We start from the raw sequence: 26,960 nt of genomic DNA, 5'->3' as shown, positions 1-26,960 counted from the left end.
GGCTCACTCTCCGCCGCGCGAGGGGGTTCCGATGGCCACCATGCGCTCTACCGAGCGGCGCCCCCGGGCCGCGGTCTCGTCGTCGACGCGGATCTCGCCCGTACCGTCGCGCAGCGTCGCGAGCAGCTTGTCGGCGGTGATCATCTTCATGTAATGGCACTCGGCGCGCGAGTTGACCGGCTCGAAGGCCGTCTCCGGGTTCACGCCCCGCAGCTGGTGCAGCATGCCGGTCTCGGTGGCGACGAGGACCTTGTCGGCCGACGACTCCTCCGCGGCGCTGAGCATGCCGCCGGTCGAGAGGACCTTGACCCGGTCCTCGGGTACGGCGCCCGAGCCCACCAGGTACAGCGCCGAGGTGGCGCAGCCGCACTCGGGGTGGACGTACACCTCGGCGTCGGGCTCGGAGTCGATCCGCTCGCGCAGGGTGTGGCCGTCGATGCCCGCGTGCACGTGGCACTCGCCCATCCACACGTGGATGTTGTCGCGCCCGGTCACCCGCTTGACGTGCGCGCCCAGGAACTGGTCCGGCAGGAACAGGATCTCCTGGTCCTCGGGGATCGAGCGGATGACGTCGGCGGCGTTGGAGGAGGTGCAGCAGATGTCGGTCTCGGCTTTGACCGCCGCGGAGGTGTTGACGTAAGCGACCACGGCGGCGCCGGGGTGTTCGGCGCGCCACGCGCGCACGTCCTCGGCGGTGATGGTGTCGGCCAGCGAGCAGCCCGCGTTGAGGTCGGGCAGCAGGACGGTCTTCTCCGGCGCCAGGATCTTGGCGGTCTCGGCCATGAAGTGCACGCCGCAGAAGACGATGGTCTCGGCGTCGGCCTCTGCGGCCAGTCGCGACAGCGCGAGGGAGTCGCCGGTGTGGTGGGCGACGTCCTGGATCTCGGGGCGCTGGTAGTTGTGCGCGAGGATGACCGCGTCGCGCTCGGCCGCCAGGCGCCGCACCTCGGCGGCCCAGTCCCGGGTGGTCGCGGTGTCTGCTGCTAGGGCGGTTGCCATGTCCGTGTCTTCCTTCGAGAGAGGGGCCCGGTGCTGCGGTGCCCGGTTGCGGCCGGCTCTCGCGCCGGCTGCGGGATTCGGCCCGCATCCGGTTTTTGTCTTGCAGTCAAAAACTGATTTCACTCTAACATGGGGGATCATGGCGGGCACAGGGGAACTCAGCGTGATCACAACGGCAGCGCGTACCGCGGTAGCCGCAGTGCGCGCCGCAATCGCGAGGGGGTGCCGGTGAGCGGAGCCGAGACCGGTCGGCAGGCGGCGCCGGCGGCGGCCCGACCGGCTCCCGACGGCGCCTCCGCCGGCCACGAAGTGCTGGCCGTGGTCTTCCAGATCCGCGGCGACCGGCTGTGCGTGCTGCTGTGGCGCCGCGCCCGCCCGCCCTACGAGGAGCACTGGGCACTGCCCGGTGGACGGCTGGGCGGCGCCGAAGGGCTGGACGGCTCCATCCGCCGCCAGCTCGCCCAGAAGGTCGACGTGCGCGACCTGGCGCATCTGGAGCAGCTGGAGACCCGCGGCGACCCCTGCCGCCACCCGCGAGGGCGCATTCTGGCTACCGCCTACCTCGGCCTCGTCCCCGCCGGCATCGATCCGGTCGTGCCCGAGGACACCGGCTGGCACCCCGCCGTGGACCTGCCCGACATGGGCTTCGACCACGCCGACATCGTGCACTCGGGGCGCAGGCGGCTGCGCGCCAAACTCTCCTATACCAACATCGGCTTCGCGCTGGCGCCGCCGGAGTTCACCGTCTCGCAGCTGTCGCGCTACTACAGCGCCGCGCTGGGACACGACGTCGCCGCCACCAATCTGCGCCGCGTGCTGCTGCGCCGCGGCCAGATCGAGGAGACGGGCGGCTCCGTCGCGTCGGGACGCTCGGGCGGGCGCCCCGCGGCGCTGTTCCGCTTCCGCACCCGCCGCCTGGAGATCACCGACGCCTTCGCGGTGCTGCGCCCGCCCGCGGGGAGCTAGCCGGCGCGCCGCCGACACCCGGCGACGGGCCCCGGGCGGCGTCGCCGGCCCGTGCTAGCGTCCCTTTCGTGAAGATTCGCAGTGTCGTGCTCGACGTCGGAGAGACCCTTGTCGACGAGACCCGCATCTTCGAGCGGTGGGCCGACCGCCTCGGAGTTCCGCGCCTGGCCTTTTTCGGTCTCATGGGGGCCGTACTCGTCGAGGGCCGCCCGTTGATGGACGCGTTCCGCCTGGTCAAACCCGACTTCGAGCTCGACGCCGAATCAGCGGCGTGGCGGGCCGACGAACCCGAGTCGATGCGCGAGAACTTCGACGCCGGCGACCTCTACGCCGACGTGCGCCCGGCCCTGGCCGAGCTGCGCGCCATGGGTATGAACGTGGTCGTCGCCGGCAACCAGCCCTCCGCCGCCGGGATCAGCCTGCAAGCCATGGAGCTGCCCGCCAACGCGGTCCACGTCTCCGAGGACTGGGGCGTGGCCAAACCCGACCCCGCGTTCTTCACGCGGGTCGTGGAGGCCGCCGACGCTACGCCCGGCGACATCCTCTACGTCGGCGACCGCATCGACAACGACGTGCTGCCCGCCAAACAGGCCGGGCTGCGCACGGCACTGCTGCGCCGCGGCATGCTCGGCTACCTGCACGCCGGGCGCGCCGAGGCCCGCGAAGCCGACACCGTGCTCGACAACCTGGCCGAGCTTCCCGGATGGATCGCCGCCCAGGCCGAATGACCCCGGCCCCGCCGCGGCGGCTGCCGTTGCGCCCGGCCGGAGCCGGGGGCACGCGAACCGACGACGGACCGGGCGCCGACGCCCCGAGGAGAGACACCACCGAGCCCATGATCACCTTCGAGGGCGTGACCAAGCGGTACCCCGACGGCACCGTCGCCGTCGACAACCTCGACCTGACCGTGCCCACCGGCCACACCACCGTGCTGGTGGGTTCCTCGGGCAGCGGCAAGACCACCGCCCTGCGGATGATCAACCGCATGGTCGAACCCACCGCCGGGCGGGTCGCGATCGACGGAAGCGACGTCCGCGGCCAGGACCCGCCTGTCCTGCGCCGCTCCATCGGCTACGTCATCCAGCAGGCCGGGCTGTTCCCGCACCGCACCGTCGCCGCCAACATCGCCACCGTCCCGCAGCTGCTGGGCTGGTCCAAAAAGCGCGCACGCGAACGCTCCCGCGAACTGATGGAGCTGGTCGGCCTCGAATCCGCCCACGCCTCCCGCTACCCGCACCAGCTCTCCGGCGGGCAGCAGCAGCGCGTAGGCGTCGCCCGGGCGCTGGCCGCCGACCCGCCCGTGCTGCTCATGGACGAACCCTTCAGCGCCGTCGACCCCGTCGTGCGCGGCGGACTGCAGGACGAGCTGCTGCGACTGCAGGCCGAGCTGCGCAAGACCGTCGTGTTCGTCACGCACGACATCGACGAGGCCGTCAAACTCGGCGACAGCATCGCCGTGCTGCGCCCCGGGGGGCGACTGGCCCAGCTCGACAGCCCCGAGCGGCTGCTGGCCGAACCCGTCGACGATTTCGTCGAGGCCTTCGTCGGCTACGACCGGGGTGTGCGCCGGCTGTCCTTCTTCCCCGCCCGCGACCTTCAGCTGCGCAGCGACGTCATCGTCACCGCCGGAGACACCGCCGCCGGCGCCCGCACCGCCGCCCGGCGCACCGGCGAGCCCTGGCTCCTGGTCGTCGACACCGGCCGCCGCCCCCTGGGCTGGGTCTCCGACCGGACGCTGGACGACGCCGCCGACACCCGCGACGTCGCCGAACTGGACCTGGTCGGATACGGCCACGTCTTCACCGTCTCCACCGACTCGCTGCGGGCCGCACTGGACGCCGCCGTCCTCTCCCCGGCCGGGCGCGCGGTCGGCGTGGCCGACGACGGCACGGCGCTGGGCGCCGTCGCCCAGACCGAGCTGGGCTCGGCCATCTGGGCGGTCGGCGGCGACGAGCACCCCGCCGCTGCGGACGGTCATGGCTGAGCCGGAGAACGCCGCCGCCGCGGCGGCAGCCGATCCCGTGTGGGCCTGGGCCGTCGAGGCCTGGCAGTGGGCCCTGCGCAACCTCGACGACCCGGTCGGCCCGCTGCTGGCCGAACACGTGCTGCTGTCGTACGCCTCCGTGCTCATCGGGCTGGCCCTGGCGGTGCCGCTGGGCGTGCTGTGCGTGCGCTTCCGCGCCTTCTACGCGCCGGTCCTCGGCGGCGTCAACGCGCTCTACGCCGTCCCGTCGCTGGCACTGTTCTTCCTGCTGCTGCCCTACACCGCGTTCAGCGCGTGGACGGCCGTCATCCCGCTGGCGCTGTACACCCTGGCGATCCTGGTCCCCAACGTCGTCGACGGACTCGACCAGGTGCCCCACCACGTGCGCCAGGCCGCGGTCGCCATGGGGTTCGGACCGCTGCGCCGGCTGCTTCGGGTGGAGCTGCCGGTCGCCGTCCCGGTGATCATCGCAGGGTTGCGCGTGGCGTCGGTGGCCACGATCAGCATGGTCAGCGTCGCCTCCCTGGTGGGCTTGGGCGGCTTGGGCGGCATCATCCTCACCTACGGCTTCGCCCGCGACTTCGCCGCCCCGGTCGTGGTGGGCATCGCGCTGTCGGTGGCGCTGGCCTTCGCCACCGACGGCCTGCTGGTACTGGCCCAGCGCGCCCTCACCCCGTGGACGCGCGATCGCGGCCCCGCCCGGCGCCACGGCCGCTCCGCGCGCGGCCGAGCCGCCGAGGCCGCCGCCGCGCGGTCCGGAGAGGGGGCGCCGGCGTGACCCTCGTCGCCGACGTGGCCTCCTGGCTCGCCCAACCCGAGCATTGGAGCGGCCCCAGCGGAATCCCGGTGCGCTTCGCCGAACACGTCTACTACTCGGCGCTGGCGCTGCTGGCCGCAGCCGTGATCGCGGTCCCGGCCGGCCTGCTCACCGGCCACACCGGCCGCGGCGGCTTCGCGGCCATCAGCCTGGCCAACTTCGCCCGCGCCCTGCCCACCATCGGCGTGCTCACCCTGGCGGTGCTGGCGATGGGGCTGGGACTGGTCCCGGTGCAGGCGGCGCTGGTGGCGCTGGCCGTACCGCCGGTACTGGTCAACACCTACGAGGGGGTGCGGGGCGTCGACCCGCAGCTCACCGACGCCGCCCGGGGGATGGGTATGCGCGGCCGCGAGGTCCTGTGGCGCCTGGAGGTTCCGCTGGCCATGCCGCTGATCCTGCTCGGGCTGCGCACCGCCGCCATCCAGGTCGTGTCCACAGCCACCATCGCCGCCTACGTGGGCATCGGCGGGCTCGGCCGGTTCATCGTCGACGGCCAGTCCCAGCAGCGCATCGAGCAGATCCTGGCCGGAGCGCTGCTGGTGGTCGTGCTGGCCCTGGCGGTCACCGCCCTGTTCGCCCTGCTGCGCCGCAGGCTGATCGCCCCCGGGCTGCGCGCCCGCTCCGCCGCCTCCGCCACTGCCTGACCACACCTACAGCACCCGCACACGAGAAGGTGAACCATGCGCACTCCGACGCGGACCGCGATCGCCGCAGCGCCCCTGCTCCTCCTGGCCGCCTGCGGCGGTGGCGGCGACCCCTACTCCGGTGACGACGAAGGCGGCGGCGCGGGCGGCGGCGCCCTCGTCGTGGGATCGGCGAACTTCCCCGAGAGCACGCTGCTGGCCCACATCTACGCCAAAGCGCTGGAGGCCGAGGGGATCACCGTCGAGACCCAACTGGACATCGGCAGCCGCGAGGTCTACTACGACCAGATCATCCAGGGGAACCTGTCGGTCTTCCCCGAGTACAACGGGGGGATCCTCTACCACCTCGACCCGGAAGCCGCCTCGGGCACGACCGAGGAGACCAATCAGGCGGTGCGCGAGGAGTTGCCGGACGAACTGGCCGTCCTGGAGTCCTCCCCGGCCCAGAACAAGGACTCCATCACCGTGACCAGGGAGACCGCCGAAGAGCACGGTCTGACCGCGATCGGCGATCTGGACGGGGTGGCCGGCGGCATGACCCTGGGAGCCCCCGCCGAGTTCGAGACCCGGCCCCAGGGCGTCCCCGGGCTGGCCGACACCTACGGGGTCGAGTTCGGCGGGTTCCGGCCGCTGGAGGGCAACCTGCTGGTGGAGGGCCTGCGCGGCGGCGACGTGGAGGCCGCGAACCTGTTCACCACCGACCCGGCGTTCACCACGGGCGACTTCGTCGCGCTGGAGGACCCCGAGAACCTGTTCGGTTCGCAGAACGTCACCCCGCTGGTGAACGAGGAAGCGGTCGACCAGCAGGCCCGCGACGTCCTCGACGCGGTCTCGGCCGAGCTGACCACCGACGCGCTCATCGAGCTGGACGCCCGCGTGCAGCTCGACCACGAGGAGGCCGACGAGGTCGCCGCCGACTGGCTCGCCCAGAACGACATGGCCTAGCCGCGACCGGCGAATCCACCGGCTACGGGCGGAAGCGCGTCCGGCGGCGCGGCACCGGGCCCGTGGAGCGGGAGGTGCCGCGCCGCCGGCGCCGGTCGTCGGCTGCGCCCGCAGCGGGCGGGAGCACTGCGGTCGGGACGGGGGTCGAGGGCGTACGCGCCGCGGCCGCAGCGGTCCTTCGCGGCCGCGGAGCGGTGGTCAGAGGATCATGGCCAGGATGAGCCCGACCACGAGGATTCCCAGCGCGGTGTAGAAGGCGTCCATGGCTCCATTGGACGACGCACCGGCCGCACGGGTGAACTAGCCCGTCCGCACACAACCCCGTGGCGGGCGCAACGCGAAGGGTTATCTCTCTAGCGAGTTTGGCTCAACCCAGGGTGCGGTACCGGCCCCGGTAGCGGATCAGGGGCCGCGCATCGGCCGGGCGCCCGGTCCCCACCGCGGGCGCGGCCTCGACCGAGGCGATGTAGAGCACGTGGTCGCCGGCCTCCACCCGCTGCCGGACCGAGCACTCCAGCGCGGCGATCGCGGTCTCCAGCACCAGGGCGCCGGTGTGCTCGCCGCGGTGGTGCTCCTCGTTCGCCAGCAGCAGCCGTGCGCTGGGCCGCCCCTCCGCGGAGAACCGGCCCGCCACCGCCCGCTGGCCCTCGCCCAGCACGTTGACGGCGAACGTCTGCTGGGTGTCGATCACCTCGCACAGGTAGCTCTGCGCCGAGAACCCCACCATGATCAGCGGCGGCTCGGCCGAAACCGACGTGAAGGCGCTGACGGTGCTGCCGACGTCGTCGCGGTCGTCCTGCACGGTCACCACGGTCACGCCCGTGGCGACGCGGGACATGGTCTCGGTGAACTCCGCCGGGTCGAGGCTCAACGGACCTCCCAATCGCCGGGCACGGTCAGCGACACGGCCGCGGGCAGGCCCGCGCGCGCCGCGAGCTCCTGCACGTCCGGCGCCAGCGCCGACTGCGGAGCGGTCGCACGGTCCTCGCTGGACTCGGCCGGCTTCAGCCGGTCCCATGGGCCGGTGACGGGGAAGGACCGCAGCCGTCCGCCGGGCAGGTCGGCCTTCGCGCGTGCCAGGCGCACCGCCGCGGGCAGCCCGCCCAGGTCGTCGACCAGGCCGCCCTCGCGGGCGTCGCGCCCGGTGAGGACGCGCCCGCGCGCCACCGCGTCGACCTGCTCGCCGCTCAGCCCGCGGGCGCGGGCGACCTTGCCGGTGAAGTCGGCGTAGGTGCTGTCCAGCGCGGCGTCGACGCGCTCCCACTCCGACTCGCTGAACCCGCGGTCGGGGTCGAGCATCGCGGCGTGGGCGCCGCTGTCGACCGACTCCTTGTTGATCCCCAGCCGCTCCATCAGGCCCGACAGCACCGGTTTGCCGATGTAGACGCCGATGGAGCCGGTGAGGGTGCCGGGGCGGGCCACGATCGCGTCGGCGTCCATCACGATGTAGTAGCCGCCGGAGCCGGCGATGTCGCCGAGGGACGCGACGACGGGGGTGCCGGCTTCGCGGGTGAGGGCGACCTCGCGGCGGATGACGTCGGAGGCCACGGGGGAGCCCCCGCGGCTGTCGACGCGCAGCACGACGGCGCGGACGTTGCGGTCGCGGCGGGCCGCGCGCAGGGACGCCGCGACCGTGTCGGCGCCGATGGTGGTCCCGCCCATGGCGGAGCGGCGGCTGCGCCCGCTGGTGATCATGCCCGTGGCGGTGATCAGCGCGACGTAGCCCCCGGGGCGCACGGGGACGCGCTCGGCGACCAGGGCGCGGTGGTGGTAGCGGCCCACGTACAGCAGCCGTGCGCCCGCGGAGTCCTCGCGGGGGCGGCCCGTACGGTCGCCGCCGCCGTCCGCGGAGCCGCCATCGGCCGCCGCCGCGTCGGGTGCGTGGCGGCCGCGCAGGTCGGCGTACACCTCGTCGCGGTAGGCCAGGCGGTCCACCAGTCCGGCCTGGCGCGCTTCCTCCGCCAGCAGCGGAGCGCGGTCGACGAGTTCGCGCACCCGCTCGGCGGTGAGTCCGCGGCCCTCGGCGACGCCTTCGACGACCTGTTCGCCGAGGGAGGCCACCAGCCGCTCGGTGATCTCGCGGTGCGGTTCGGTGTAGCCCCGCTCGGTGAACTGGTCGGGCGCGTTCTTGTACTCGTGGCGGGCGCCGCCCTCGAACCGCACGCCCAGGCGCTCGGCCGCACCGCCGAAGAACGTGGTGCCCACGCTCAGCCCGGTGAGCCCCACCGCCCCGGTGGGCACCACGGCGATCTCGGCGAAGGCGCAGGCCAGGTAGTAGGAGACCGTGCCGGGGCCGAATTCGCCGAAGGACTCCGCCCAGGCGACGGTGTCCTTGCCGGCGGCGCGGAACGACGCCACCGCGTCGCGCACCTCCTGAACCTTGGCGAAGCCCAGCGGCCGCCCGTCGATCTTGGCCACCAGCGCCGTGACGCGCGGGTCGTGCGCGCCGCGGCGGATGCCTTCGACGACGTCGCGCAGCTGCTGGTGGCGCCGGGCCAGGACCTGGCCGACGGGGTCGCTGGGTGCCTCCTCCGCGAGCCCGTCGGTGAGGTCGAGTTCCAATATGAGCGGGCCGCTGCGCCGCTTCTGGATACGGGAGAAGGGGCCGAGAAGCTTCACCGGATGCACCATGCCTCCAGGCTATTGACTTCCGCTCCCCGGACTGAACCCCCGGTTCGCCGCGTCGGATGCGCCGGGGCCGGCCGACGCGGTTCCGCACTGCCGGCGAACGGGCGAGCCGCGGGCGGGAGCCGCTTCGCCGGATCGGTCTTCTCCGCGCCGCTACCGGGATCGTCGGCAGTGCTCCGCCGTTCGCGGCGGAGGTGACGCCGACACCCCCGCGTAGCGGAACAAGAAAAGCCGATCCGCCGCCGGGCGGACCGGCGTCCAGCGGCTCGGACGGGGCGGTTCCGCTGTCGGATGTAGCGCCGCACCACGGTCGACGGGGCACCGTCGGACGGGTCGACGGAGGAGGCGCCCGGCCGGATCCGCGCGGCGCGCCGACAGTGCCGGACACGCCCGCAGAACTCCCGGCGCGACCGGCGCGGGGACACGCTCGTGCGGCTGGCGGCCGGCGTGGAGACCGCGACGTCGGGCGGGGGTGCACCGGCGGGTGCACGTGCTCGCCCGCGCCGTCGAACACCGCCGGATCGGCCTCGGAGCCGGTGCGCACCGCGTGCATGGTCCCTTCCACGAGCGGGGCGAACGTCGGAGACCCCCTCGTGGCTGTATTCGGTGGGGAAAGCCGAATGCGCGTGCGGAACGGAAACACGGTGTCTGCCGGTTCCGGTGTTTGCGTGCGTGCGTGCCCGTGCCCCCCGGTAGTACGTGGGTTCGCATGCAGCTCCGGTGCTCCTTCCGCCTGTACCCGAACGGCCCCCAGCGCCAAGCGCTGGCGCGGGCGTTCGGGTGCGCGCGGGTCGTGTTCAACGACGGGCTGCGGGCGCGGGAGACCGCCCGCACCGGCGGCGACGCGTTCCCGACGACCGGGGACCTGTCCACGACGCTGATCACCGAAGCGAAGAAGACCGACGAGCGCGCATGGTCGGGCGAGGTGTCGGCCGTGGTCCTGCAACAGGCGCTGCGGGACCTGGACACCGCCTACCGCACCTTCGTCGACGCGCTGAAGGGCACGCGCCCCCGCGTGGGCGCACCGCGGTTCAAGTCCCGCAAGGACAACCGTCAGGCCGTGCGGTTCACCGCCAACGCCCGCTGGAGGATCACGACCGGCGGCGACCTGTCCCTGCCGAAGGTCGGGGACGTGCGGGTGTAATGGTCGCGCACCCTGCCGTCGGTGCCGTCGTCGGTCACCGTGGTCAAAGACAGCGCGGAACGGTACTTCGCGTCCTTCGTCGTCGAGACCGAGCCCGAGGCGCTGCCCGAGACCGGATCCGTCGTCGGCATCGACCTCGGCCTGGGCCACTTCGCCGTCCTCTCCGACGGCACGAAGATCGATTCCCCTCCCCGGTTCCTGAGGCGGGCCGAGAAGAAGCTCAAGCGGGAACAGCGCAACCTGTCCCGCAAACAGAAGGGCAGCAGGAACCGGGACAAGGCCCGGTTGCAGCTCGCCCGCGCCCACGCGAAGGCGGCCGACGCACGGCGCGATTTCCACCACCGGCTCTCCACCCGGCTGTTCCGCGAGAACCAAGCGGTGGCCGTGGAGACCCTGGCGGTGAAGGGACTCGCCCGTACGCGTCTGGCCGCGTCGGTGCACGAAGCGGGGTGGTCGGCGTTCGTGGCCATGCTGGAGTACAAGGCCGCGAAGTTCGGGCGCACCTTCCTGCGCATCGGGCGGTTCGAACCCACGTCCCAGGTGTGCTCGGTCGCCACGGCCGCCGGGCTGGCGGTGTCGGCCTGGGCCCCCGCTAGGGGGCGAACCAAGTAAGCCCGAAAGGGGCAATGGCCAGGTCGTCAGGTACCTGCGCTACTGCTGCTCGGGGGCGTTCTCCGCTGCTTTGACCTCGCCGTGCACGACGGCCAGGCTCACCCCGACCCCGCGGGCGATCTCGCGTAGCGATTGGCCCTCGGCGCGGCGGGCCAGGATCGTGCGGCGCTTGTCGTCGTCGACCACACGGGGGCGGCCGCCCTTGCGGCCGGCCCGGGCGGCCGAGGCCGGCCCGTTGCGGGTCTTGCGGGCGATGTCGCGGCGGCGGTCCCCAGCCAGGGCGAGCGCCAGGTCCAGGATCAGGCTGCGCTCGGTGTGCTCTCCGGCGGCGATGCCGTCCAGGATCTTGATCGGCCACCCCTTGCTCGAACAGGTCGTTGAGCACGATCAGCCCCTCCAGGAGATTGCGGCCCAGCCGGTCGGCCTCCTGGACGGTGAGCATGTCGCCGGGGCGCATGTAGTCCAGGGCGGCCTTCAGCGCGGGCCGGTCGCTCACCTTGAGCTTGCCGCTGACCTTCTCTGCGAAGACCTTCACGCAGACCGGGGCCAGGTCCTCGTGCTGGCGGGCGGTCTCCTGCCTGCTCGTGCTCACCCGTACCAGTCCGACCAGCGCCATGGTGTCCCCCGCCGGTTGGGCAGCGTCGCACATCGTTGCGCGCACCCTCCTGGCGCACAGTCCGGTTGTAAAGCTATCCTTTACAAATGCAAGAACAGTTGACAGATGCGCTGCGGGCCTTGAAAGCGCGCATGGAGGCGTTCCTCGCGGCACGTGTCACGACGAAGGACGACGACTGGGCCGACTCGATAGGGCGTGCCGTGAGCATGCAGGCGGCCGCCGATGACGTCGTGCGTGCCGTCGTGCAGCAGGCGCGCCAGAACGGCGCCACATGGCAGGTCATCGGTGACGCGCTCGGCGTGAGCAGGCAAGCGGCGTTTCAGCGCTACGGCAAACCAATCGATCCCAGAACAGGAGAACCCATGAACACCACGCCACTCTCCGGCGCTGCCGAACTGGCCGCCTCCACGATCGAGGACCTCGCTTCCGGGCAATGGACGCGTGTCACCGAACAGTTCGATCCGACCATGCGCGATGCCCTGTCGGAGGACGCGCTCGCGGCCGCGTGGGCACAGGTCGTCGGCCTGTCAGGAGCCTTCGAGGGGCCTGGAGAGCCGGAGGCCACCCGGGTCGGCGACGTGACCATCACGAACACGCCACTCTCGTTTGAGGCGGGCGACTACACGGCACGGATCGCGTTCCGCGACGACCGCACCATCGCCGGTCTGCACATCCTCGAAGGGCAGATGTCGTGACCAACGAATCTCCGGGCGGATCGAAGACGACCACGCCTCGTAGCGGCCCCCGCATGAGCGGCCGAGACCTGCGACCCATCGGCGTATTCACCGCCCTGGCGTTCGGGCTCGCCTGGCTCTTCGCGCTCCCTCTCTGGTTCGGGGACGGACTCGCCAGCCCCTGGTTCACCCCCGTGGCGACCGCCACGATGATGACCCCCGCGATCGCCGCCCTCATCGTCGTGTTCTTCGTGGAGCGGCCGCAGCAGAAGGCGTGGACGCTCGGACTGTGGCCGCTGAGACCGGTGCGCAGACTCCTCGTCTACTCGGCGCTGGGAATCTTCGTGTCCATCGCGCTGGTCCTGGTGGCGCTCCCGGTCGGCGCGCTGCTGGGGGTCTATCCGGCCGACTTCACGAACTTCTCCGCCTTCCAGCAGGCCCTCGACGAGCAGGCGGACACCGCAGGAGCGGCCCAAATCCCGATACCGATCGGCGCGCTCATCGCCCTCCAGATCGCCCTGCTCCCCTTGGCGGCGTTCATCAACCTCATCCCGGCGCTGGGCGAGGAACTCGGGTGGCGCGGGTGGCTGCTCCCGAAACTGATGCCGCTCGGCACTCTGCCGGCCCTCCTGGTCTCTGGCGTGATTTGGGGCCTTTGGCACGCCCCGCTCATCCTCCTCGGGTACAACTACCCCGATGCACCAGGCTGGCTCGGCTTGACCGCGATGGTGGCCATGTGCGTTCTGATCGGGGCGGTCTTCGGCTGGCTGAGGCTCCGATCGGGATCCGTGTGGCCCGCAGCCCTGGCACATGCCGCGTTCAACGGGGCGGGCGGGACCCACCTCCTTTTCGCCGCGGCGGGAGAGCACGTCGACACCACGCAGGCGACGGTCCTCGGCTGGAGCGGGTGGATCGTGCCGCTCGCGCTCGTCGTCGTCCTGATCGCCACGGGACAGTTCGCTTCCGCGAGGCACCCGTCCACCCCGCCGTCGAAGGAGGGGCGTCTCCCTGCACACCCGGCGACGGGACAAGTAACCCGTGAGTAGCGACAGCGGATTCTGCGGCCTTCGAGAACGGGTGTAGCGGTGCGGCCAGGGGAACACCGGCCCCCCGCGTGGCCGGAGTTGCCTACGGGTCCCGGTCGCCCCGGAGGGACGCCCCGCCATTTCGCGGAGGTTCTTGTCCGAGGTGCAGGCGGGCCCAGGCCACGGCGTTCTCGATCGGCTCGCCGGTCTCGGGGTTACGGTCCTTGCGCGCGGCTCGGTCCTGGAGCCCGAAGGGGTGACGGGACTGGTCCGTCCTTCAGGCGGCCAGGTCCAGGACGGTGAAGTCGATCTCGTCCAGGGCGGGGTCGAACGCCTCCGGTTCGATCCCCGGCACGTCGGTGGCGTAGGCGCCGAACCGGGTGATGTGGGCGCGGATGTAGGGGGACAGGGCGGCGGTCTCTTCGGCGGTGATGGTCCACCCCTGCCTGACCAGGTCGCGCACCACCTCGGCGATGTCCAGCCCCGCCGTAGCGGATCGGGGTCTCGGCGAGAAGGTTGTCGATGTAGGTCTCCACCTGCGTCCCGTCGGCGGCCACCGAGGTGCCATCGCCCCAGGCCTTGACCACCACCGCGATCGCGGCGTTGAGCTTGGCCAGGTCGATGTGGCGGTTGCGCACCATCGACAGCTCCCTCGCCGAGACCCCGGCGATGTGTTTGGCCGCCTCGTAGGGGCCGATGTTGATGCCGCCGGTGAACACCGCCAGCGAGTAGCGGCCCAGGATGTCCGGGATCTTGGGGTCCGAGCCCGAGGCGGGGCCGAAGCAGTGGTGCCAGCCCAGCCAGTAGGCGGTGCGCGCCACGATCTGCAGCAGGGAGCGTTCGGGCATGCGTACCTCGATCGCCTCGGCCAGCTTCTCCACCGCCTGCGGAGCACCGGGGACGCGGCGCCTGCGCAGCCGGGGCACGCCGTCGTCGATGAACAGGTCGGTGTTGTCGGCGTACCCGACCTCCAGCGCGGTGGCCGCGTCCAGGTGCTGGTGCTTGAGGTAGGCGACGAACCCTTCGGCGGCGTCGGGCAGGCCGACCTCGGCGCAGAACGCGGCCAGCTTCTGCTCGCACTCGGACCACGGCAGCAGGTGCTCGGTCCAGTCGGCGTACTCGCCTGAGCCCGTGCAGCATTCGCGCTGAGGTCAGCTTCTTGAACTGCGGGTAGGCCGTGCGCTCGATCGAGGTCACCGGCGGCCCTCTCCAGAACGGGAGTAGGGGGGCGCGGACACGGTAGCCAGGGACCGGTCAGGGCCGCGGGGCCTTCACCGAACCGCAACCCAACACGGGCTCACATCACCGGTGAGCGAGGCCATTGCCCCTTTCGGGCTTACTTGGTTCGCCCCCCCCGCTGGGCCCCCGCTGGGCGAATATGCGGAGTTCGCGGAGCTCGCACAGTAGGGGAGGGAGCGCAGGTAAGACCCGAACCCGTTCGGGCGCAGCGCGGTGAAGCAGGAACCCACCGAGACGGTCAGCCGACCGTGGTAGGAATCCCCGGCTTTCAGGCCGGGGAGCGGAAGTCAAGCGGGGTAGCCGGACCCCGTCTCCGGCCTGAGGACCGGAACGCCCGCCCGGCCTCATCGGGTGGCGCGGCGGTCGGTTGGGGCCGCTATCGTCGTGGGGTCAAGCGTGGATGCAGAAGGGAAGCCCATGTCCGGCACGTCCGGTTCACCGCGGCCGCGGACCGCGGCCGCAGGCGCGGCCTTGGCTCTGCTGGTGTCGGGGTGCGCAGGCGGCGGTTCCGGTGACTCCGGCGCCGCGCCCAGCCCGCAGTCGACCTACAGTTCCGTGGTCGCCGCCGCCGAGCCGCCAGCGGCCACCGACGACTTCAGCGTGGTCGAGATCGGGGGCATCAGGATCGGCGCTCCCAAGAACTGGAGCATCGACAAGGCCAGCGGGCTGCTGTGCATGCGCCCGCCGGGTCAGGACGCCTGCGGCTACGGCGCGGTGCAGGTGATCCCGCATGCGGCGGAGAACGACCCGAACACCTGGCCCGCGGAGCAGTTCGACGACCCCGACGGCTGGGCTTCGGACCCCTCCGCCTGCCGCAGCCTGGGCACCGCCGAGTCGGGCGGAGCGGGCGTCGCCGGCGCCGAGCAACTCGACGTCGACAACCCCCAGGGGCTGACCGAGCACGCCGACGGTCTGCGGTCCCACCACCGCGAGTGGGAGGTGTCCTGCGACAACGGCGACACGTTCGAGGTCCGGCTGTGGTTCCTGCCGGAGAGCGACATCGCCGTGTACGTGTGGTCGGTCGACGCCCAGTACGCCGCGCTCTACGACGAGATCGCGGAGTCCATGAACACCGACGACTACGAGCGCGACTGAGGCCCGTCGTAGGCGTAGGCGCGGCCGCCCCCGCCCCGGGGGCGGCCGCGCCGCAGCGTTTCGGGGCCGGTCAGGCCGGCGCGATCCAGACCGTCGCCAGCGGCGGGAGGGTCACGTGCGCCGACGCGGGCTGGCCGTTCCACTCGACGGCCTCGGCCCGCACGGTTCCCGCCGAGCCGGCGGCGACGCCGCTGCCGCAGTAGTCCTCGGCGTCGGTGTTGAGCACCTCGCGCCACGCTCCGGTGCGGGGAAGGCCCACGCGGCGGGATTCGTGCACCGCGGGCGAGAAGTTGACCAGGCACGCCACCTGCGACCCGTCGTCGCCGTGGCGCAGGTAGGCCAGGGTGTTGCCGGCGGCGTCGCCGCCCTCCAGCCAGGTGAACCCGGCGGGTTCGGTGTCCAGCGACCACAGCGCCGGAGTGTCGCGGTAGACCCGGTTGAGCTCGGCCACCAGCGAGCGCACCCCGCGGTGGTAGGCGTGGTCGAGTAGCCACCACTGCACGCCGTCTTCGTGCGACCACTCGTCGCCGTGGCCGATCTCGGAGCCCATGAACAGCAGCTGCTTGCCCGGGTGCGACCACATGAAGCCCAGCAGCCCGCGCAGCCCGGCGAAGCGCTGCCACTCGTCGCCGGGAAGCTTGGTCAGCAGCGACCCCTTGCCGTGGACGACTTCGTCGTGCGACAGCGGCAGCACGTAGTTCTCGCTGTAGGCGTAGACCATCGAGAACGTGATCTCGTCGTGGTGGTACTGCCGGTGCACGGGGTCGTGCTGGACGTATTCCAGGGTGTCGTGCATCCAGCCCATGTTCCACTTGAACCCGAACCCGAGCCCGCCGTGGTCGACGGAGCGGGAGACGCCCGGCCAGGCGGTGGACTCCTCGGCGACCATGATGATGCCGGGGTTGCGGCGGTAGGCGGTCGCGTTGAGCTCCTTGAGCAGCTCCAGCGCATCCCCGTTCTCGCGGCCGCCGTCCTCGTTGGGGGCCCAGTCACCGCCTTCGCGCGAGTAGTCCAGGTACAGCATCGATGCGACCGCGTCCACCCGCAGGCCGTCGATGTGGAACTCCTCCAGCCAGTACAGCGCGTTGGCGATGAGGAAGTTGCGCACCTCGGTGCGGCCGTAGTCGAAGATCAGCGTGTCCCAGTCGGGGTGCTCGCCGCGGCGCGGGTCGGGGTGCTCGTAGGTGGGCGAGCCGTCGAAGCGCGCCAGCGCCCACTCGTCCTTGGGGAAGTGCGCCGGAACCCAGTCCACCAGCACACCCACACCGGCCCGGTGCAGCTCGTCGACGAGCGCGCGGAAGTCGTCGGGCGAACCGAAGCGCGCCGTGGGCGCGTAGTAGGAGGTCACCTGGTAGCCCCAGGACCCGCCGAAGGGGTGTTCGGCCACGGGCAGGAACTCCACGTGGGTGAACCCCATCTCGCGGACGTGGGCCACCAACCGGGTGGCCAGTTCCAGGTAGGACAGCCCCGGCTGCCACGATCCCAGGTGCACCTCGTACACGCTCATCGGGCGGCGCTGCCACTCCTGGGATTTGCGCTCGGCCAGCCACGCGTCGTCGCGCCAGGTGTAGCCGGAGGTGTGCACGACCGAGGCGGTCTCCGGCGGGCGCTGGGCGGCGAAGGCCATGGGGTCGGCCTTGTCGCGCCACACGCCGTCGCGGCCCAGGATCCGGAACTTGTACTGCGTCCCGTCGCCGGTGCCGGGCACGAACAGCTCCCACACGCCGCTGGAGCCCAGGGAGCGCATGGGGTGGGCGGTGCCGTCCCAGTGGTTGAAGTCGCCGATCACCTGTACGCCCTGGGCGCCGGGCGCCCACACGGCGAAGCCGGTCCCGCCGACCTCGCCCATGGAGGTGCGGTAGGTGTGCACGTGGGCGCCCAGCGCCCGCCACAGCTCCTCGTGGCGGCCTTCGCGGATCAGGTGCAGGTCGAGGTCGCCGAGCGTGGGCAGGTAGCGGTAGGGGTCGTCGGCGACCGTTTCGGTGGCGCCGCCGTCGCCGTCGCCGTAGGCCACGGCCAGCCGGTAGTCGCCGGGTTCGGTGCCGGGCAGGGTCGCGGCGAACAGGCCCTGGTGGACGTGCGGCAGTTCCACGCGGGTGCCGTCGGTCAGTACCGCGTGCACCGACAGCGCGAAGGGGCGCAGTGTGCGTAGGGCGGTGCCGCCGGCGGCGGGGTGGGCGCCGAGGAGGCCGTGCGGGTTGTGGTGCCGGCCGGCCACCAGCCGGTCGATCTCTGCTGTCAGTTCTGCCGTGGGGACGTTCATCAGGGTTCTGCGGCGACACCCCGGTCGTCAGGCCGGGGAGGAAGCCGCTCCCTCCTCTCGGTTGGTGTAGCCGTAACCGCCTCCCCGTCGGAGGAGGCGGACGTGGCGGCGGATGTCGTTCACGGTGCCGCGGCGGTGGTGGTGAACGCCGCCGGACCGCACCGCGGCCCGGCCGGTGCGGGGACCGGCGTTCCCGTCCGCGGGCGCGGCGGCGCGGCGGGGGTCGCCTGCGGCGGCCCCGGCGAACGCCTCGGTGCGGGGCGTGCGCAGGCGGGGAGCCCGTTCCTGTCGGGGCGGGTCGGTCGGTTCACGCGGCCAGCGCCGCGATGGAGTCCAGCGGGATGCGCAGCCACGAAGGGCGGTTGTGCGCTTCGTAGAGCACCTCGTAGACGGCTTTGTCGTATTCGAAGGCGCGCAGCACGGTCTGGTGCTTCTCGGGGTCGACGCCGCCGCCGTAGGCGTAGCCCGCGCAGAAGGCGTCCCGGTTGCGCTGGGCCCAGGCGTGGGCGGCGGGGGCCAGGTCCGCGGCGTCGGCGGAGCCCACGAGTTGGTAGCGGGCGGCGTAGTCGAACGAGCGCAGCATCCCGGCCACGTCGCGCAGCGGGCTGGAGGGGCGCCGGCGCTCCTCGACGGGTGCGGCGGGCTCGCCCTCGAAGTCGAGCAGCACCCACCCGCCGTCGGTGCGCACCACCTGGCCCAGGTGGAAGTCGCCGTGCACGCGCTGTATCGGCAGCGGCTCGTCCACCCGGGCCAGGTCCTCGTAGGCGCTGCGCAGCACGCCGGCGTAGGGCTGCAGTTCGGGCACCTCGGTGGCGGCCCGGTGCAACCGGTCCAGCATCGACCGGGCGAGATCCTGCAGCGCGTGGGAGGAGAGCACGTCGGTGGGAAGTTCGCGGGCGAGCGCGCGGTGCACGGCCGCGGTGGCCGCCCCCAGCCGCTCGGCTTCGCCGGCGAAGTCGCCGCCGGCGTCGCCGGGAGCGAGGCCGGGGGCGTCGTAGAGGTCGCGCACGCTGGTGGCGGCCAGCACCCAGCCGTCGGTGGCGCTGCGCATGAACTCCTGCAGCATCGCCAGGGTGGTGGGAACGGGCCGGCCGTCCTGGCGCACGTCGGTTTCGATCCAGGCGTGGGGGCGGGCCACATAGTCGGAGTCGGCCAGGGCGGCGGTCAGTTCCAGGTCGGGGTTGAGGCCGGGCCACAGCCGGCGGAAGAACTTCAGTACGTAGTCCTCGCCGTAGACCAGGGAGGTGTTGGACTGCTCCCCGCTGAGCACCAGGCTGCGGCGGTGCCCGGAGTGCACGTCGGCGTCGTCCAGGCGGCGGAACCGCACGGGTGCCGGAGGTGCGCCGTCGGCGGTCCCGCCCCGGGCGGGACCGCCGACGGCGTCGGGCCCGGATCCGTCGGCGGCGGCGAGGCGCTCCAGCAGCAGTGCGGTCAGTTCGGGGTCGTGCGAGGCGTCGTAGACCGTGCGGGTGACGCCGTCGATGCGGCACACTCCGATGGCGGCGTGTGCCAGCTCCGCGCGCAGCGTCCCCGCCGGGCGGAGCCCGAGGAGCACCTGGTACCGGGAAACACCGTCCCGCTGGGCGACTTCGACGATCAGGACGCGCAGGCCCGGGTCGCCGCAGACCAGCGGATGCTGGGCGTGGACCGTGACGGTATCGATCGGCGCTCCCTTTCCGGCGAACCACCGCTGTTGGGGGATCCAGTCGGCCAGGAGCTCCTCAAGCTGAGTCATCTGCGAGAGTCCTCTTCCGCTTATCGCCGCGGCTGGGAGGGGCCCGGGGCGGCCGAGGCGCCGCCGGCGGGCCCGTGGGCCGCCGCGGTGCCCGCACCGCCGGTCGCGGCCGCCGGCTGCTGCCGAGCGGTCGCCTTACCAGGCCGCGGTGTCGTTCGCGCTTGTCGGTTGCGGTCGTCGGGGGCCGGGCCGTCGTTCTCGTCTACCGGGGGCAGTTGGAACCAGTAGAAACCGTGGCCCGGCAGCGTCAGCAGGTAGGGCAGCTCCCCGATCGCGGGGAAGTGCACCCCGCCCATGCACTCGATGGGCGTGACGTTCTCGAATCGGCGCAGGTCGAGCTCGACCGGTTGCGGGAACCGCGACAGGTTGTTGATGCACAGCATCCGGTCGTCGCCGTATTCGCGGACGAAGGCGAGCACGCTGGGGTTGCTGGCGTAGAGTTCGGTGAAGTCGCCGGTGCCGAAGACGGGGTGCCGCTTGCGGATCTGGATCATCTTGCGGGTCCAGTTCAGCAGCGAGCCGGGGTCGTCGCGCTGGGCTTCGACGTTGAGCGCTTGGTAGCCGTGGATGGGGTCCATGACCAGCGGCAGGTACAGCCGTGCCGGGTCGCAGCGGGAGAACCCGGCGTTGCGGTCGGAGGTCCACTGCATCGGAGTGCGTACGGCGTCGCGGTCGCCCAGCCAGATGTTGTCGCCCATGCCGATCTCGTCGCCGTAGTAGAGGACCGGCGAACCGGGCAGCGACAGCAGCAGGGCTGTGAACAGCTCGATCTGGTTCTTGTCGTTGTCCAGCAAGGGGGCCAGGCGCCGGCGGATCCCGACGTTGGCCCGCATCCGCGGGTCTTTGGCGTATTCGGCGTACATGTAGTCGCGTTCTTCGTCGGTGACCATCTCCAATGTCAGTTCGTCGTGGTTGCGCAGGAAGATCGCCCACTGGCAGTTGCGCGGGATGCGCGGTGTCTGAGCGAGGATCTCGGAGATGGGGTAGCGCTGCTCGCGGCGCACGGCCATGAACATGCGCGGCATCAGCGGGAAGTGGAAGTTCATGTGGCACTCGTCGCCGCCGGACTCGAAGTCGCCGAAGTAGTCGACGACGTCGGCGGGCCACTGGTTGGCCTCGCTGAGCAGCACCCGGTCGGGGTAGAGGCGGTCGACTTCGGAGCGGACCCGCTTGAGGAACTCGTGGGTCTCTTTGAGGTTCTCGCAGTCGGTGCCTTCGCGCTCGTAGAGGTAGGGCACCGCGTCGAGCCGGAACCCGTCGATGCCCAGGTCCAGCCAGAAGCGCAGCACCTCCAGGATCGCCTCCTGCACCGCCGGGTTCTCGAAGTTGAGGTCGGGCTGGTGGGAGAAGAACCGGTGCCAGTAGTACTGCCCCCGGACCTCGTCGTAGCTCCAGTTGGACTGCTCGGTGTCGACGAAGATGATGCGGGCGTCGCTGTAGCGCTCGGTGCTGTCGGACCAGACGTAGAAGTCGCCGTAGGGCCCCTGCGGATCCTCGCGTGAGGCGGTGAACCACGGGTGCTGGTCGCTGGTGTGGTTCATCACCAGGTCGGCGACGACCCGGATGCCGCGGCGGTGCGCCTGGTCGACCAGGTCCACGAAGTCGGCGATGTGGCCGAACTCCGGCAGGATCTTCATGTAGTCGGAGATGTCGTAGCCGCCGTCGCGCAGCGGCGACTCGTACAGGGGCAGCAGCCAGATGCAGTCGATACCCAGCCATTCGAGGTAGTCGAGCTTGTCGATCAGCCCGCGCAGATCGCCGGTGCCGTCGCCGTTGGAGTCGTGGAAACCGCGGACGAGCACTTCGTAGAAGACCGCGTGCTTGTACCAGTACGGGTCGCTGGGATTCTCGTGGGTGAAGGTATCGGGCACGGCCGCGAAGGGCGTGTGATCGGTGCCGGGCACCGGCTCTTGTGTCGTCACGAGGCTACTCCACGAGTTGGCTTTCCAGCGCCTGCCGCGTCAACGGCCCGGTACGCGAAGAGCGGTGCGCCCAAGGAAGGCTGAGCCCTTTTGTACGAGCCTTATTCGGCGGGGCCTGCTGTGAATATGTGTGCGGACTGAAAACGCGGGTCAAGGCGGACATAATTCGCCTCTCCCCAGGTGTATGAATCGCCCGAGATCTGGTCGGTGACGGTGATCCGGGAGTCGGGTTCGAACCCGAGAGCGGGCAGGTCGAGCCGCACCGTAGCCTCATGCGCGTGGTGCGGGTCGAGGTTTACGACGGCGATCACGATGTCGTCGCGCCCGCAGTCGCCTGCCCCCGCCAGCCGTTTCGAAAAGCAGATGAGCTCCGGCCGGTCGGCATGGTGGAACCGCAGGTTGCGCAGTTCCTGAAGGGCAGGGTGTTCGCGCCTGAGCGAGTTTAGCTTGCGCAGCAGGGGCGCGATGGTATTTCCAGCCGATTCGGCCGCGGCCCAGTCGCGGGGTCGGTACTGGAATTTCTCCGAAGCGAGGTATTCCTCGCTGCCGGGCTTTAGAGGGGTATTCTCGCAGAGTTCGTATCCGGAGTAGACGCCCCACGCCGGGGACGCGAGTGCGGCGATCACCGCCCGAACCTCGAAGGCGGGCCGCCCGCCCTGCTGGAGGTAGCCCGAGAGGATGTCGGGGGTGTTGGTGAAGAGGTTCGGGCGCATGTAGGGCGCGGAGTCCCGGGAGAGCTCGGTGAGGTAGTCCTCCAGCTCGTCTTTGGAATTGCGCCAGGTGAAATAGGTGTAGGACTGGTGGAAGCCGGCTCTGGCCAGCGCCGCCATCATCGCCGGGCGGGTGAAGGCCTCCGCGAGGAAGACGACGTCGGGGTCGGTGGCGGCGATCTCGCCCAGCAGCCGCTCCCAGAAGGCCACGGGCTTGGTGTGCGGGTTGTCCACGCGGAAGATCCGCACACCGCGCTCCATCCAGAACCGCACCACCCCCAGTACCGCGGCGTAGATCCCCTCGGGGTCGCCGTCGAAGTTCAGCGGGTAGATGTCCTGGTACTTCTTGGGCGGGTTCTCGGCGTAGGCGATGGAGCCGTCGGGGCGGCGGGTGAACCACTCGGGGTGCTCGCGTACCCAGGGGTGGTCGGGCGAGCACTGCAGCGCCAGGTCCAGCGCGATCTCCATTCCGTGTTCGGCGGCTTCGGACACGAACTCCTCGAAGTCGGAGACGGTGCCCAGGTCGGGGTGGACGGCGTCGTGCCCGCCCGCGTCGGAGCCGATCGCCCAGACCGAGCCGGGATCGCCCGGACCGGCACCGAGCGTGTTGTCGGGCCCTTTGCGGTGGGAGCGGCCGACCGGGTGGATCGGCGGCAGGTAGACGACGTCGAAGCCCATCTCCGCGATGGCCGGAAGCCGCTTGGCGGCGGTGGCGAAGGTCCCCGAGCGCCAGGAGCCGTCCTCGCCGTCCATGACCGCGCCCTCCGAGCGCGGGAAGAACTCGTACCAGGAGCCGACCAGTGCGCGGCGGCGGTGCACGGCCAGAGGGAAGCGGCGGGTCCGGGTGACCTGGTCGCGCAGCGGCGCGGCCTCCAGCCGGGCGGTGATCTCGGGGGACCAGGCGGCGGCCAGGCGCTGCTCGGGGGTGCGCGCCGTATCGCGCAGCAGGGCCGCGGCGCGGGCCGGCTCGGGGCGGCGCGGTACGCGGCGGGCGGCGCGGTCGAACAGGCGGGCGCCCTCCTCCAGAACCGGTTCGACGTCCTGGCCCAGGGGGACCTTGACGGCGGCATCGCGGCACCAGGTGGCGATGGGGTCGCACCAGGACTCGACGCTGAAGCTCCACCGGCCTTCGTGGCCGACGGTGACGTCGGCGCCGTAGCGGTCGGTCCCGGGTTCGGTTTCGCGCATCGGGGTCAGCGAGTGCCGGCGGCCGCGCGGGTCGTAGAGGACCACGGCGGCGCCCAGGGCGGCGTGGCCCTCGCGGATCACCGTGGCCCGGACGGGAAGGGTCTCGCCGGCGGCCGCCTTGGCGGTGCCGTAGTCCAGGACCGGGGAGACGCCGAGAACGGGAATACGTCCAATCACAGATGCACCATCATTGTCGTCATGCCCGAGCTTCAGTCGGGTTTGTCGGATTTTCCGCGTAGATCGTGCGGGTCGCGGGTGCCGCGGTGTCCGCGCGACACGCCCGAGCCCGTTTCGGGAGCCCGGTTCTCCCGAATGGCCGTTCGATCGGCATCGGGGATTTCGGTCCGGTCCTGCTCCTCTGTCTATCGTCAGCCCGGAACACGGGCTGCGCCGACAACCCGAGGCGGGCATTTTTTGTGATTGTCATCACACTCTGTTGATGTTCCCCTGACCTGCGGGGATTCCGTGGCACCACGGCGTCGGCAAACCGGGCAAAGGGTATCTTTCGGGGTGGCGCAACTCGCGCACCAGGGGTTTCGGGTGTGGGAGAACGGGTTACACAAGTCCGACAGTGCTGCTGCAGGGGCGGGTGTCAAAGATTGCCCCAGAAGGTGACTGCAATCCTTTTTCCGCCGGTTCTATCGGAGATGTGGAGGCCCGAAACCGGGGGGCAACGAAGAGTTTCCGCGATCTGCCGTAAAACGGGAGTCGCAGGTCGCGCCGCGGGCCGCGGATTGAGTAGCCTCACCCCGCGTGAAAGCCATTCGCAGGTTCACCGTCCGCACCGCCCTTCCCGACGACCTGGCGCCGTTGGAACGGCTCGCCGCCAACCTCCGCTGGGCCTGGCACGCCCCCACACGCGACGTCTTCGCCTCGGTCGACGCCGCCGTCTGGCAGCGCTGCGGCCAGGACCCCTTCCGCATGCTCGGCGAGGTCCCCGCCGACCGCTTCGCCGAACTCGCCGCCGACGAGGAGTTCCTCGCCCGGCTGCGGGCCGCCGACGCCGACCTGGCCGCCTACCTCGAAGGCGATCGCTGGTACCAGCACTACGGCCGCGAACACGACGCCCCCGCCGCCGTCGCCTACTTCTCCGCCGAATACGGCCTCACCGCCGCGCTGCCGCAATACTCCGGCGGCCTGGGCATCCTGGCCGGCGACCACCTCAAAAGCGCCAGCGACCTGGGCGTGCCCGTCATCGGGGTCGGGTTGCTCTACCAGCACGGCTACTTCACCCAGGCGCTGTCGCCCGAAGGCTGGCAATTGGAGGACTACCCCGAAGTCGACCCGCGCGGACTCCCGGTGTGCCAACTGCGCGACGCGGACGGCGCACCCGTCGGTATCGGCCTGGACCTGCCCGGCGGGCGGCGGCTGAGCGCGCGCGTCTGGGTGGCGCGGGCCGGACGCGTACCACTGCTGCTGCTGGACGCCGCCCACGAGGACAGCCCCGCCGACCTGCGCGGGGTCACCGACCGCCTCTACGGCGGCAGCCAGGAGCACCGCCTGCGCCAGGAGCTGCTGCTGGGCGTGGGCGGTGTGCGCGCCGTGCGCGCCTACTGCCGGGTGACGGGCCACCCCGAGCCCGAGGTCTTCCACATGAACGAAGGCCACGCCGGCTTCCTCGGCGTCGAGCGCGTACGCGAACTCGTCGACCGCGGGCTGTCCTTCACCCAGGCGGCCGAGGCCGCCCGCGCCGGCACCGTCTTCACCACCCACACACCGGTGGACGCCGGAATCGACCGGTTCGACCGCGACCTGGTCGGCCGCCATTTCGCCGTCGGCGACTCCGTGGCGCCGGGGCTGGACGGCGAGGACGTCCTCGCGCTGGGCGCCGAGGACTTCTCCGGAGGCGACCCCGCCGTGTTCAACATGGCGGTCATGGGCATGCGGACGGCCCAGCGCGTCAACGGGGTCAGCCGTCTGCACGGCGCGGTCAGCCGCGAGATGTTCCGCGGCCTGTGGCCCGGTTTCGACACCGCCGAAGTGCCCATCACGGCCGTCACCAACGGTGTGCACGCCCGTACCTGGGTGGCCGAGGAGGCCCAGGAACTGGCCCGCCGGACGGTGCCCGACTCGGGCGAGTTCGCCGACGCCGAAGGCTGGCGCAAAGTCACCGGGGCCTCCGAAGCCGAACTGTGGCAGATGCGCCGCACTCTGCGCGAACGCCTGGTCACCGACGTCCGGGCGCGCCTGCGCGAGTCCTGGCGCCGCCGCGGGGCCAGCGAAGCCGAACTCGGCTGGGTCGACGACGTGCTCGACCCCGGCGTCCTCACCGTCGGCTTCGCCCGCCGGGTGCCTTCCTACAAGCGGCTCACCCTGATGCTGCGCGACCGCGAGCGCCTGGCTTCGATGCTGCTGGATCCCGACCGGCCGCTGCAGATCGTCGTCGCCGGCAAGGCCCACCCCGCCGACGAGGGCGGCAAGCGGCTCATCCAGGAGATCGTGCGCTTCTGCGACGACCCGCGGGTACGCCACCGGATCGTGTTCCTGCCCGACTACGACATGGCGCTGGCGCGGTCCCTGGTGCAGGGCTGCGACGTGTGGCTGAACAACCCGCTGCGCCCGCTGGAGGCCTGCGGGACCTCCGGCATGAAGTCGGCCCTCAACGGCGGGCTGAACCTGTCGGTGCGCGACGGCTGGTGGGAGGAGTGGCACGACGGCTCCAACGGCTGGTCCATCCCCACCGCCGAAGGCGTCGAGGACCCCGACCGGCGCGACGCCATCGAGGCGGCGGCGCTGTACGACATCATCGAGCAGCAGGTCGTGCCGCAGTTCTACGACTTCGACGACCGCGGACTGCCCAAGCGGTGGCTGGAGATGGTCAAGCACACGCTGGTCTCACTGGGCCCCAAGGTGCTGGCCACCCGGATGGTGCGCGACTACGTCACCCGCCTCTACCAGGGTGCCGCCGACTCCTCGCGTGCGCTGGCGGCCGGGGACATGCGCGGTGCGCGCGAACTGGCCGACTGGAAGCGGCGGGTGCGCGAGGCCTGGCCGGGGGTGCGGGTGGACCACGTCGAGATGACCGGAAGCGAAGGGCCGCCGCTGGTCGGCGGCGACCTGCGGGTGCGGGCGTCGGTCGAGTTGGGCGGGCTGAGTCCCGAGGACGTCCGGGTCGAAGTGGCCGTCGGGCGGGTCTCCGACGCCGAGTCCCTGGTGGATCCGGTCGCGGCCGCGCTGTCGCCGGCGAACGGCGGCGCGGACGGCGCGGACGGCGCGGACGGCGCGGACGGCGCCGGCGGAGGGCCGCGCTGCTACTACGGATCGGTGCCGCTGCGGCGCGCGGGCAGCTGCGGTTTCACGGTGCGGGTGCTGCCGGACCACGGCCTGCTCGGCGACTGCGCCGAAATGGGCCTGGTCGCCGTTCCCGAGTCCCCGGACGGCGGCAGCGGAGCCATGGTCCTGCGCTGACCCCCGAAGCCGCGTCGATCTTGTAGCTAACGTTACGGGAAATCGCTTTCACTCACCGTAGCTACAAGATCGACGCGGGAACCGGCGGCGGCAGCGGCGGGTCCGGCGGGTCCGGCGGCCGTGCGGGCTGCGCGGGCCCGGCCCGCCTTGACCCCCGGCATGCACCGGTCCCCATAATGGAGGCGAAACCGACAGGGGAGCGCTGAGGCGCTGAGAGTGCGGCCGCGACCGCAGACCCTCACACACCTGATCTGGGTAATGCCAGCGCAGGGAGTCGTGAACCCGTCCGCCGGTTCGGCGCGGCCGTGTATCCCGTTCGACGCGGGGCACGCGGAGCCGGGCCGGC

At 71.7% G+C, this 26,960-nt stretch carries 21 protein-coding genes, 2 pseudogenes and 1 riboswitch; of the genes and pseudogenes, 12 read left to right on the top strand and 11 right to left on the bottom strand.

Translation table 11 applies throughout. The annotated features are described in order from the left end of the window. Window positions 1–3: 3 nt before the first annotated feature. Window positions 4–999, bottom strand: a complete 996-nt coding sequence (gene nadA / locus HNR25_RS06150; RefSeq protein WP_184633747.1) for a quinolinate synthase NadA — start codon at window positions 997–999, stop codon at window positions 4–6. A 309-nt stretch (window positions 1,000–1,308) separates the two neighbouring features. Between nadA and HNR25_RS06145 the strand changes: the two genes are divergently transcribed. From HNR25_RS06145 to HNR25_RS06120, 6 genes are all read left to right on the top strand, one after another. Then, complete coding sequence (locus tag HNR25_RS06145; RefSeq protein WP_184638898.1) at window positions 1,309–1,965, top strand: NUDIX hydrolase; 657 nt, start codon at window positions 1,309–1,311, stop codon at window positions 1,963–1,965. A gap of 74 nt (window positions 1,966–2,039) precedes the next feature. After that, window positions 2,040–2,693: an HAD family hydrolase gene (locus tag HNR25_RS06140; RefSeq protein WP_184638896.1), complete on the top strand. Its 654-nt coding sequence runs from the start codon at window positions 2,040–2,042 to the stop codon at window positions 2,691–2,693. A 107-nt stretch (window positions 2,694–2,800) separates the two neighbouring features. After that, a complete protein-coding gene (locus tag HNR25_RS06135; protein ID WP_184633746.1) occupies window positions 2,801–3,949 on the top strand; it encodes an ABC transporter ATP-binding protein in 1,149 nt (382 codons plus the stop codon). Continuing rightward, window positions 3,942–4,727, top strand: coding sequence for an ABC transporter permease (locus tag HNR25_RS25705; protein ID WP_184633745.1), 786 nt, complete (start codon window positions 3,942–3,944; stop codon window positions 4,725–4,727). Before HNR25_RS06135 ends, HNR25_RS25705 begins: the two co-directional genes overlap by 8 nt. After that, complete coding sequence (locus HNR25_RS25700; RefSeq protein WP_184633744.1) at window positions 4,724–5,410, top strand: ABC transporter permease; 687 nt, start codon at window positions 4,724–4,726, stop codon at window positions 5,408–5,410. Before HNR25_RS25705 ends, HNR25_RS25700 begins: the two co-directional genes overlap by 4 nt. Before the next feature lie 36 nt (window positions 5,411–5,446). After that, entirely contained in the window at window positions 5,447–6,355 is a 909-nt protein-coding gene (locus HNR25_RS06120) for an ABC transporter substrate-binding protein (RefSeq protein WP_184633743.1), read from the top strand. Window positions 6,356–6,722: 367 nt separating this feature from the next. Here HNR25_RS06120 and HNR25_RS06115 read toward each other — a convergent pair whose 3' ends face one another. Both HNR25_RS06115 and HNR25_RS06110 read right to left on the bottom strand, forming a co-directional pair. After that, the gene (locus tag HNR25_RS06115) at window positions 6,723–7,193 is read right to left on the bottom strand and encodes a flavin reductase family protein (protein ID WP_184638894.1); all 471 of its coding nucleotides are present in this window, start codon (window positions 7,191–7,193) and stop codon (window positions 6,723–6,725) included. Between the two features lie 29 nt (window positions 7,194–7,222). Beyond that, window positions 7,223–8,986 (bottom strand): S49 family peptidase, encoded by a 1,764-nt coding sequence (locus tag HNR25_RS06110; RefSeq protein ID WP_184633742.1) that lies wholly within the window; start codon window positions 8,984–8,986, stop codon window positions 7,223–7,225. Between the two features lie 706 nt (window positions 8,987–9,692). On the opposite strand from HNR25_RS06110, the gene HNR25_RS26785 reads away from it, so the two are divergent. Both HNR25_RS26785 and HNR25_RS26780 read left to right on the top strand, forming a co-directional pair. Continuing rightward, window positions 9,693–10,127 carry a helix-turn-helix domain-containing protein gene (locus HNR25_RS26785; RefSeq protein ID WP_312862386.1) on the top strand — a complete coding sequence of 145 codons (435 nt, stop codon included), beginning with the start codon at window positions 9,693–9,695 and terminating at the stop codon, window positions 10,125–10,127. Window positions 10,128–10,148: 21 nt separating this feature from the next. Further along, window positions 10,149–10,739: an RNA-guided endonuclease InsQ/TnpB family protein gene (locus HNR25_RS26780; protein WP_312862385.1), complete on the top strand. Its 591-nt coding sequence runs from the start codon at window positions 10,149–10,151 to the stop codon at window positions 10,737–10,739. A 39-nt stretch (window positions 10,740–10,778) separates the two neighbouring features. Here HNR25_RS26780 and HNR25_RS26775 read toward each other — a convergent pair whose 3' ends face one another. Both HNR25_RS26775 and HNR25_RS26770 read right to left on the bottom strand, forming a co-directional pair. After that, complete coding sequence (locus HNR25_RS26775) at window positions 10,779–10,925, bottom strand: helix-turn-helix domain-containing protein (RefSeq protein WP_312862745.1); 147 nt, start codon at window positions 10,923–10,925, stop codon at window positions 10,779–10,781. Between the two features lie 229 nt (window positions 10,926–11,154). Next, window positions 11,155–11,355, bottom strand: a pseudogene (locus HNR25_RS26770) (recombinase family protein); the annotation flags it as partial. A 131-nt stretch (window positions 11,356–11,486) separates the two neighbouring features. Between HNR25_RS26770 and HNR25_RS06095 the strand changes: the two are divergent. Next, a complete protein-coding gene (locus tag HNR25_RS06095) occupies window positions 11,487–12,050 on the top strand; it encodes a DUF3887 domain-containing protein (RefSeq protein WP_184638892.1) in 564 nt (187 codons plus the stop codon). Window positions 12,051–12,103: 53 nt separating this feature from the next. After that, the gene (locus HNR25_RS06090; RefSeq protein WP_184633741.1) at window positions 12,104–13,075 is read left to right on the top strand and encodes a CPBP family intramembrane glutamic endopeptidase; all 972 of its coding nucleotides are present in this window, start codon (window positions 12,104–12,106) and stop codon (window positions 13,073–13,075) included. 256 nt (window positions 13,076–13,331) lie between these two features. On the opposite strand, the gene HNR25_RS25695 is transcribed toward HNR25_RS06090, so the two are convergent. Continuing rightward, window positions 13,332–13,517: a transposase gene (locus tag HNR25_RS25695; RefSeq protein ID WP_246464736.1), complete on the bottom strand. Its 186-nt coding sequence runs from the start codon at window positions 13,515–13,517 to the stop codon at window positions 13,332–13,334. A gap of 13 nt (window positions 13,518–13,530) precedes the next feature. Beyond that, window positions 13,531–14,184 (bottom strand): annotated as a pseudogene (locus HNR25_RS27205) (Tn3 family transposase); the annotation flags it as partial. Between the two features lie 526 nt (window positions 14,185–14,710). Between HNR25_RS27205 and HNR25_RS06080 the strand changes: the two are divergent. Then, window positions 14,711–15,388: a hypothetical protein gene (locus HNR25_RS06080; protein ID WP_184633740.1), complete on the top strand. Its 678-nt coding sequence runs from the start codon at window positions 14,711–14,713 to the stop codon at window positions 15,386–15,388. A 70-nt stretch (window positions 15,389–15,458) separates the two neighbouring features. Here the strand turns inward: HNR25_RS06080 and glgB are convergent, their stop codons facing one another. The 4 genes from glgB to HNR25_RS06060 form a co-directional block, all read right to left on the bottom strand. Further along, the gene (gene glgB, locus HNR25_RS06075) at window positions 15,459–17,651 is read right to left on the bottom strand and encodes a 1,4-alpha-glucan branching protein GlgB (RefSeq protein WP_184633739.1); all 2,193 of its coding nucleotides are present in this window, start codon (window positions 17,649–17,651) and stop codon (window positions 15,459–15,461) included. 307 nt (window positions 17,652–17,958) lie between these two features. Then, window positions 17,959–19,386, bottom strand: a complete 1,428-nt coding sequence (locus HNR25_RS06070; RefSeq protein WP_184633738.1) for a maltokinase N-terminal cap-like domain-containing protein — start codon at window positions 19,384–19,386, stop codon at window positions 17,959–17,961. Between the two features lie 20 nt (window positions 19,387–19,406). Continuing rightward, window positions 19,407–21,308: a maltose alpha-D-glucosyltransferase gene (treS, locus tag HNR25_RS06065; protein ID WP_376767471.1), complete on the bottom strand. Its 1,902-nt coding sequence runs from the start codon at window positions 21,306–21,308 to the stop codon at window positions 19,407–19,409. Window positions 21,309–21,409: 101 nt separating this feature from the next. Further along, complete coding sequence (locus HNR25_RS06060; protein WP_184633737.1) at window positions 21,410–23,383, bottom strand: alpha-1,4-glucan--maltose-1-phosphate maltosyltransferase; 1,974 nt, start codon at window positions 23,381–23,383, stop codon at window positions 21,410–21,412. Between the two features lie 576 nt (window positions 23,384–23,959). Here HNR25_RS06060 and glgP point away from each other — a divergent pair. Next, window positions 23,960–26,614 (top strand): alpha-glucan family phosphorylase, encoded by a 2,655-nt coding sequence (gene glgP / locus HNR25_RS06055; protein WP_184633736.1) that lies wholly within the window; start codon window positions 23,960–23,962, stop codon window positions 26,612–26,614. 183 nt (window positions 26,615–26,797) lie between these two features. After that, window positions 26,798–26,904, top strand: a riboswitch (TPP riboswitch). Window positions 26,905–26,960 lie beyond the last annotated feature (56 nt).

Origin of the sequence: Streptomonospora salina, assembly GCF_014204715.1 — a bacterium.
Classification (GTDB): domain Bacteria; phylum Actinomycetota; class Actinomycetes; order Streptosporangiales; family Streptosporangiaceae; genus Streptomonospora; species Streptomonospora salina.
Note: the sequence above shows the minus strand (reverse complement) of the source record. Positions and strands in the feature narration are given on the sequence as shown.

Bases quoted from the DNA above. Each gene is read 5' to 3' on its own strand.
- HNR25_RS06080 (WP_184633740.1), top strand. From the start codon at position 14,711: ATGTCCGGCACGTCCGGTTCACCGCGGCCGCGGACCGCGGCCGCAGGC.
- HNR25_RS06095 (WP_184638892.1), top strand. From the start codon at position 11,487: ATGGAGGCGTTCCTCGCGGCACGTGTCACGACGAAGGACGACGACTGG.
- HNR25_RS06090 (WP_184633741.1), top strand. From the start codon at position 12,104: ATGAGCGGCCGAGACCTGCGACCCATCGGCGTATTCACCGCCCTGGCG.
- glgB (WP_184633739.1), bottom strand. From the start codon at position 17,651: ATGAACGTCCCCACGGCAGAACTGACAGCAGAGATCGACCGGCTGGTG.
- HNR25_RS06115 (WP_184638894.1), bottom strand. From the start codon at position 7,193: ATGTCCCGCGTCGCCACGGGCGTGACCGTGGTGACCGTGCAGGACGAC.
- HNR25_RS06135 (WP_184633746.1), top strand. From the start codon at position 2,801: ATGATCACCTTCGAGGGCGTGACCAAGCGGTACCCCGACGGCACCGTC.
- HNR25_RS25705 (WP_184633745.1), top strand. From the start codon at position 3,942: ATGGCTGAGCCGGAGAACGCCGCCGCCGCGGCGGCAGCCGATCCCGTG.
- HNR25_RS06120 (WP_184633743.1), top strand. From the start codon at position 5,447: ATGCGCACTCCGACGCGGACCGCGATCGCCGCAGCGCCCCTGCTCCTC.
- HNR25_RS06110 (WP_184633742.1), bottom strand. From the start codon at position 8,986: ATGGTGCATCCGGTGAAGCTTCTCGGCCCCTTCTCCCGTATCCAGAAG.
- HNR25_RS26785 (WP_312862386.1), top strand. From the start codon at position 9,693: ATGCAGCTCCGGTGCTCCTTCCGCCTGTACCCGAACGGCCCCCAGCGC.
- nadA (WP_184633747.1), bottom strand. From the start codon at position 999: ATGGCAACCGCCCTAGCAGCAGACACCGCGACCACCCGGGACTGGGCC.
- HNR25_RS06070 (WP_184633738.1), bottom strand. From the start codon at position 19,386: ATGACTCAGCTTGAGGAGCTCCTGGCCGACTGGATCCCCCAACAGCGG.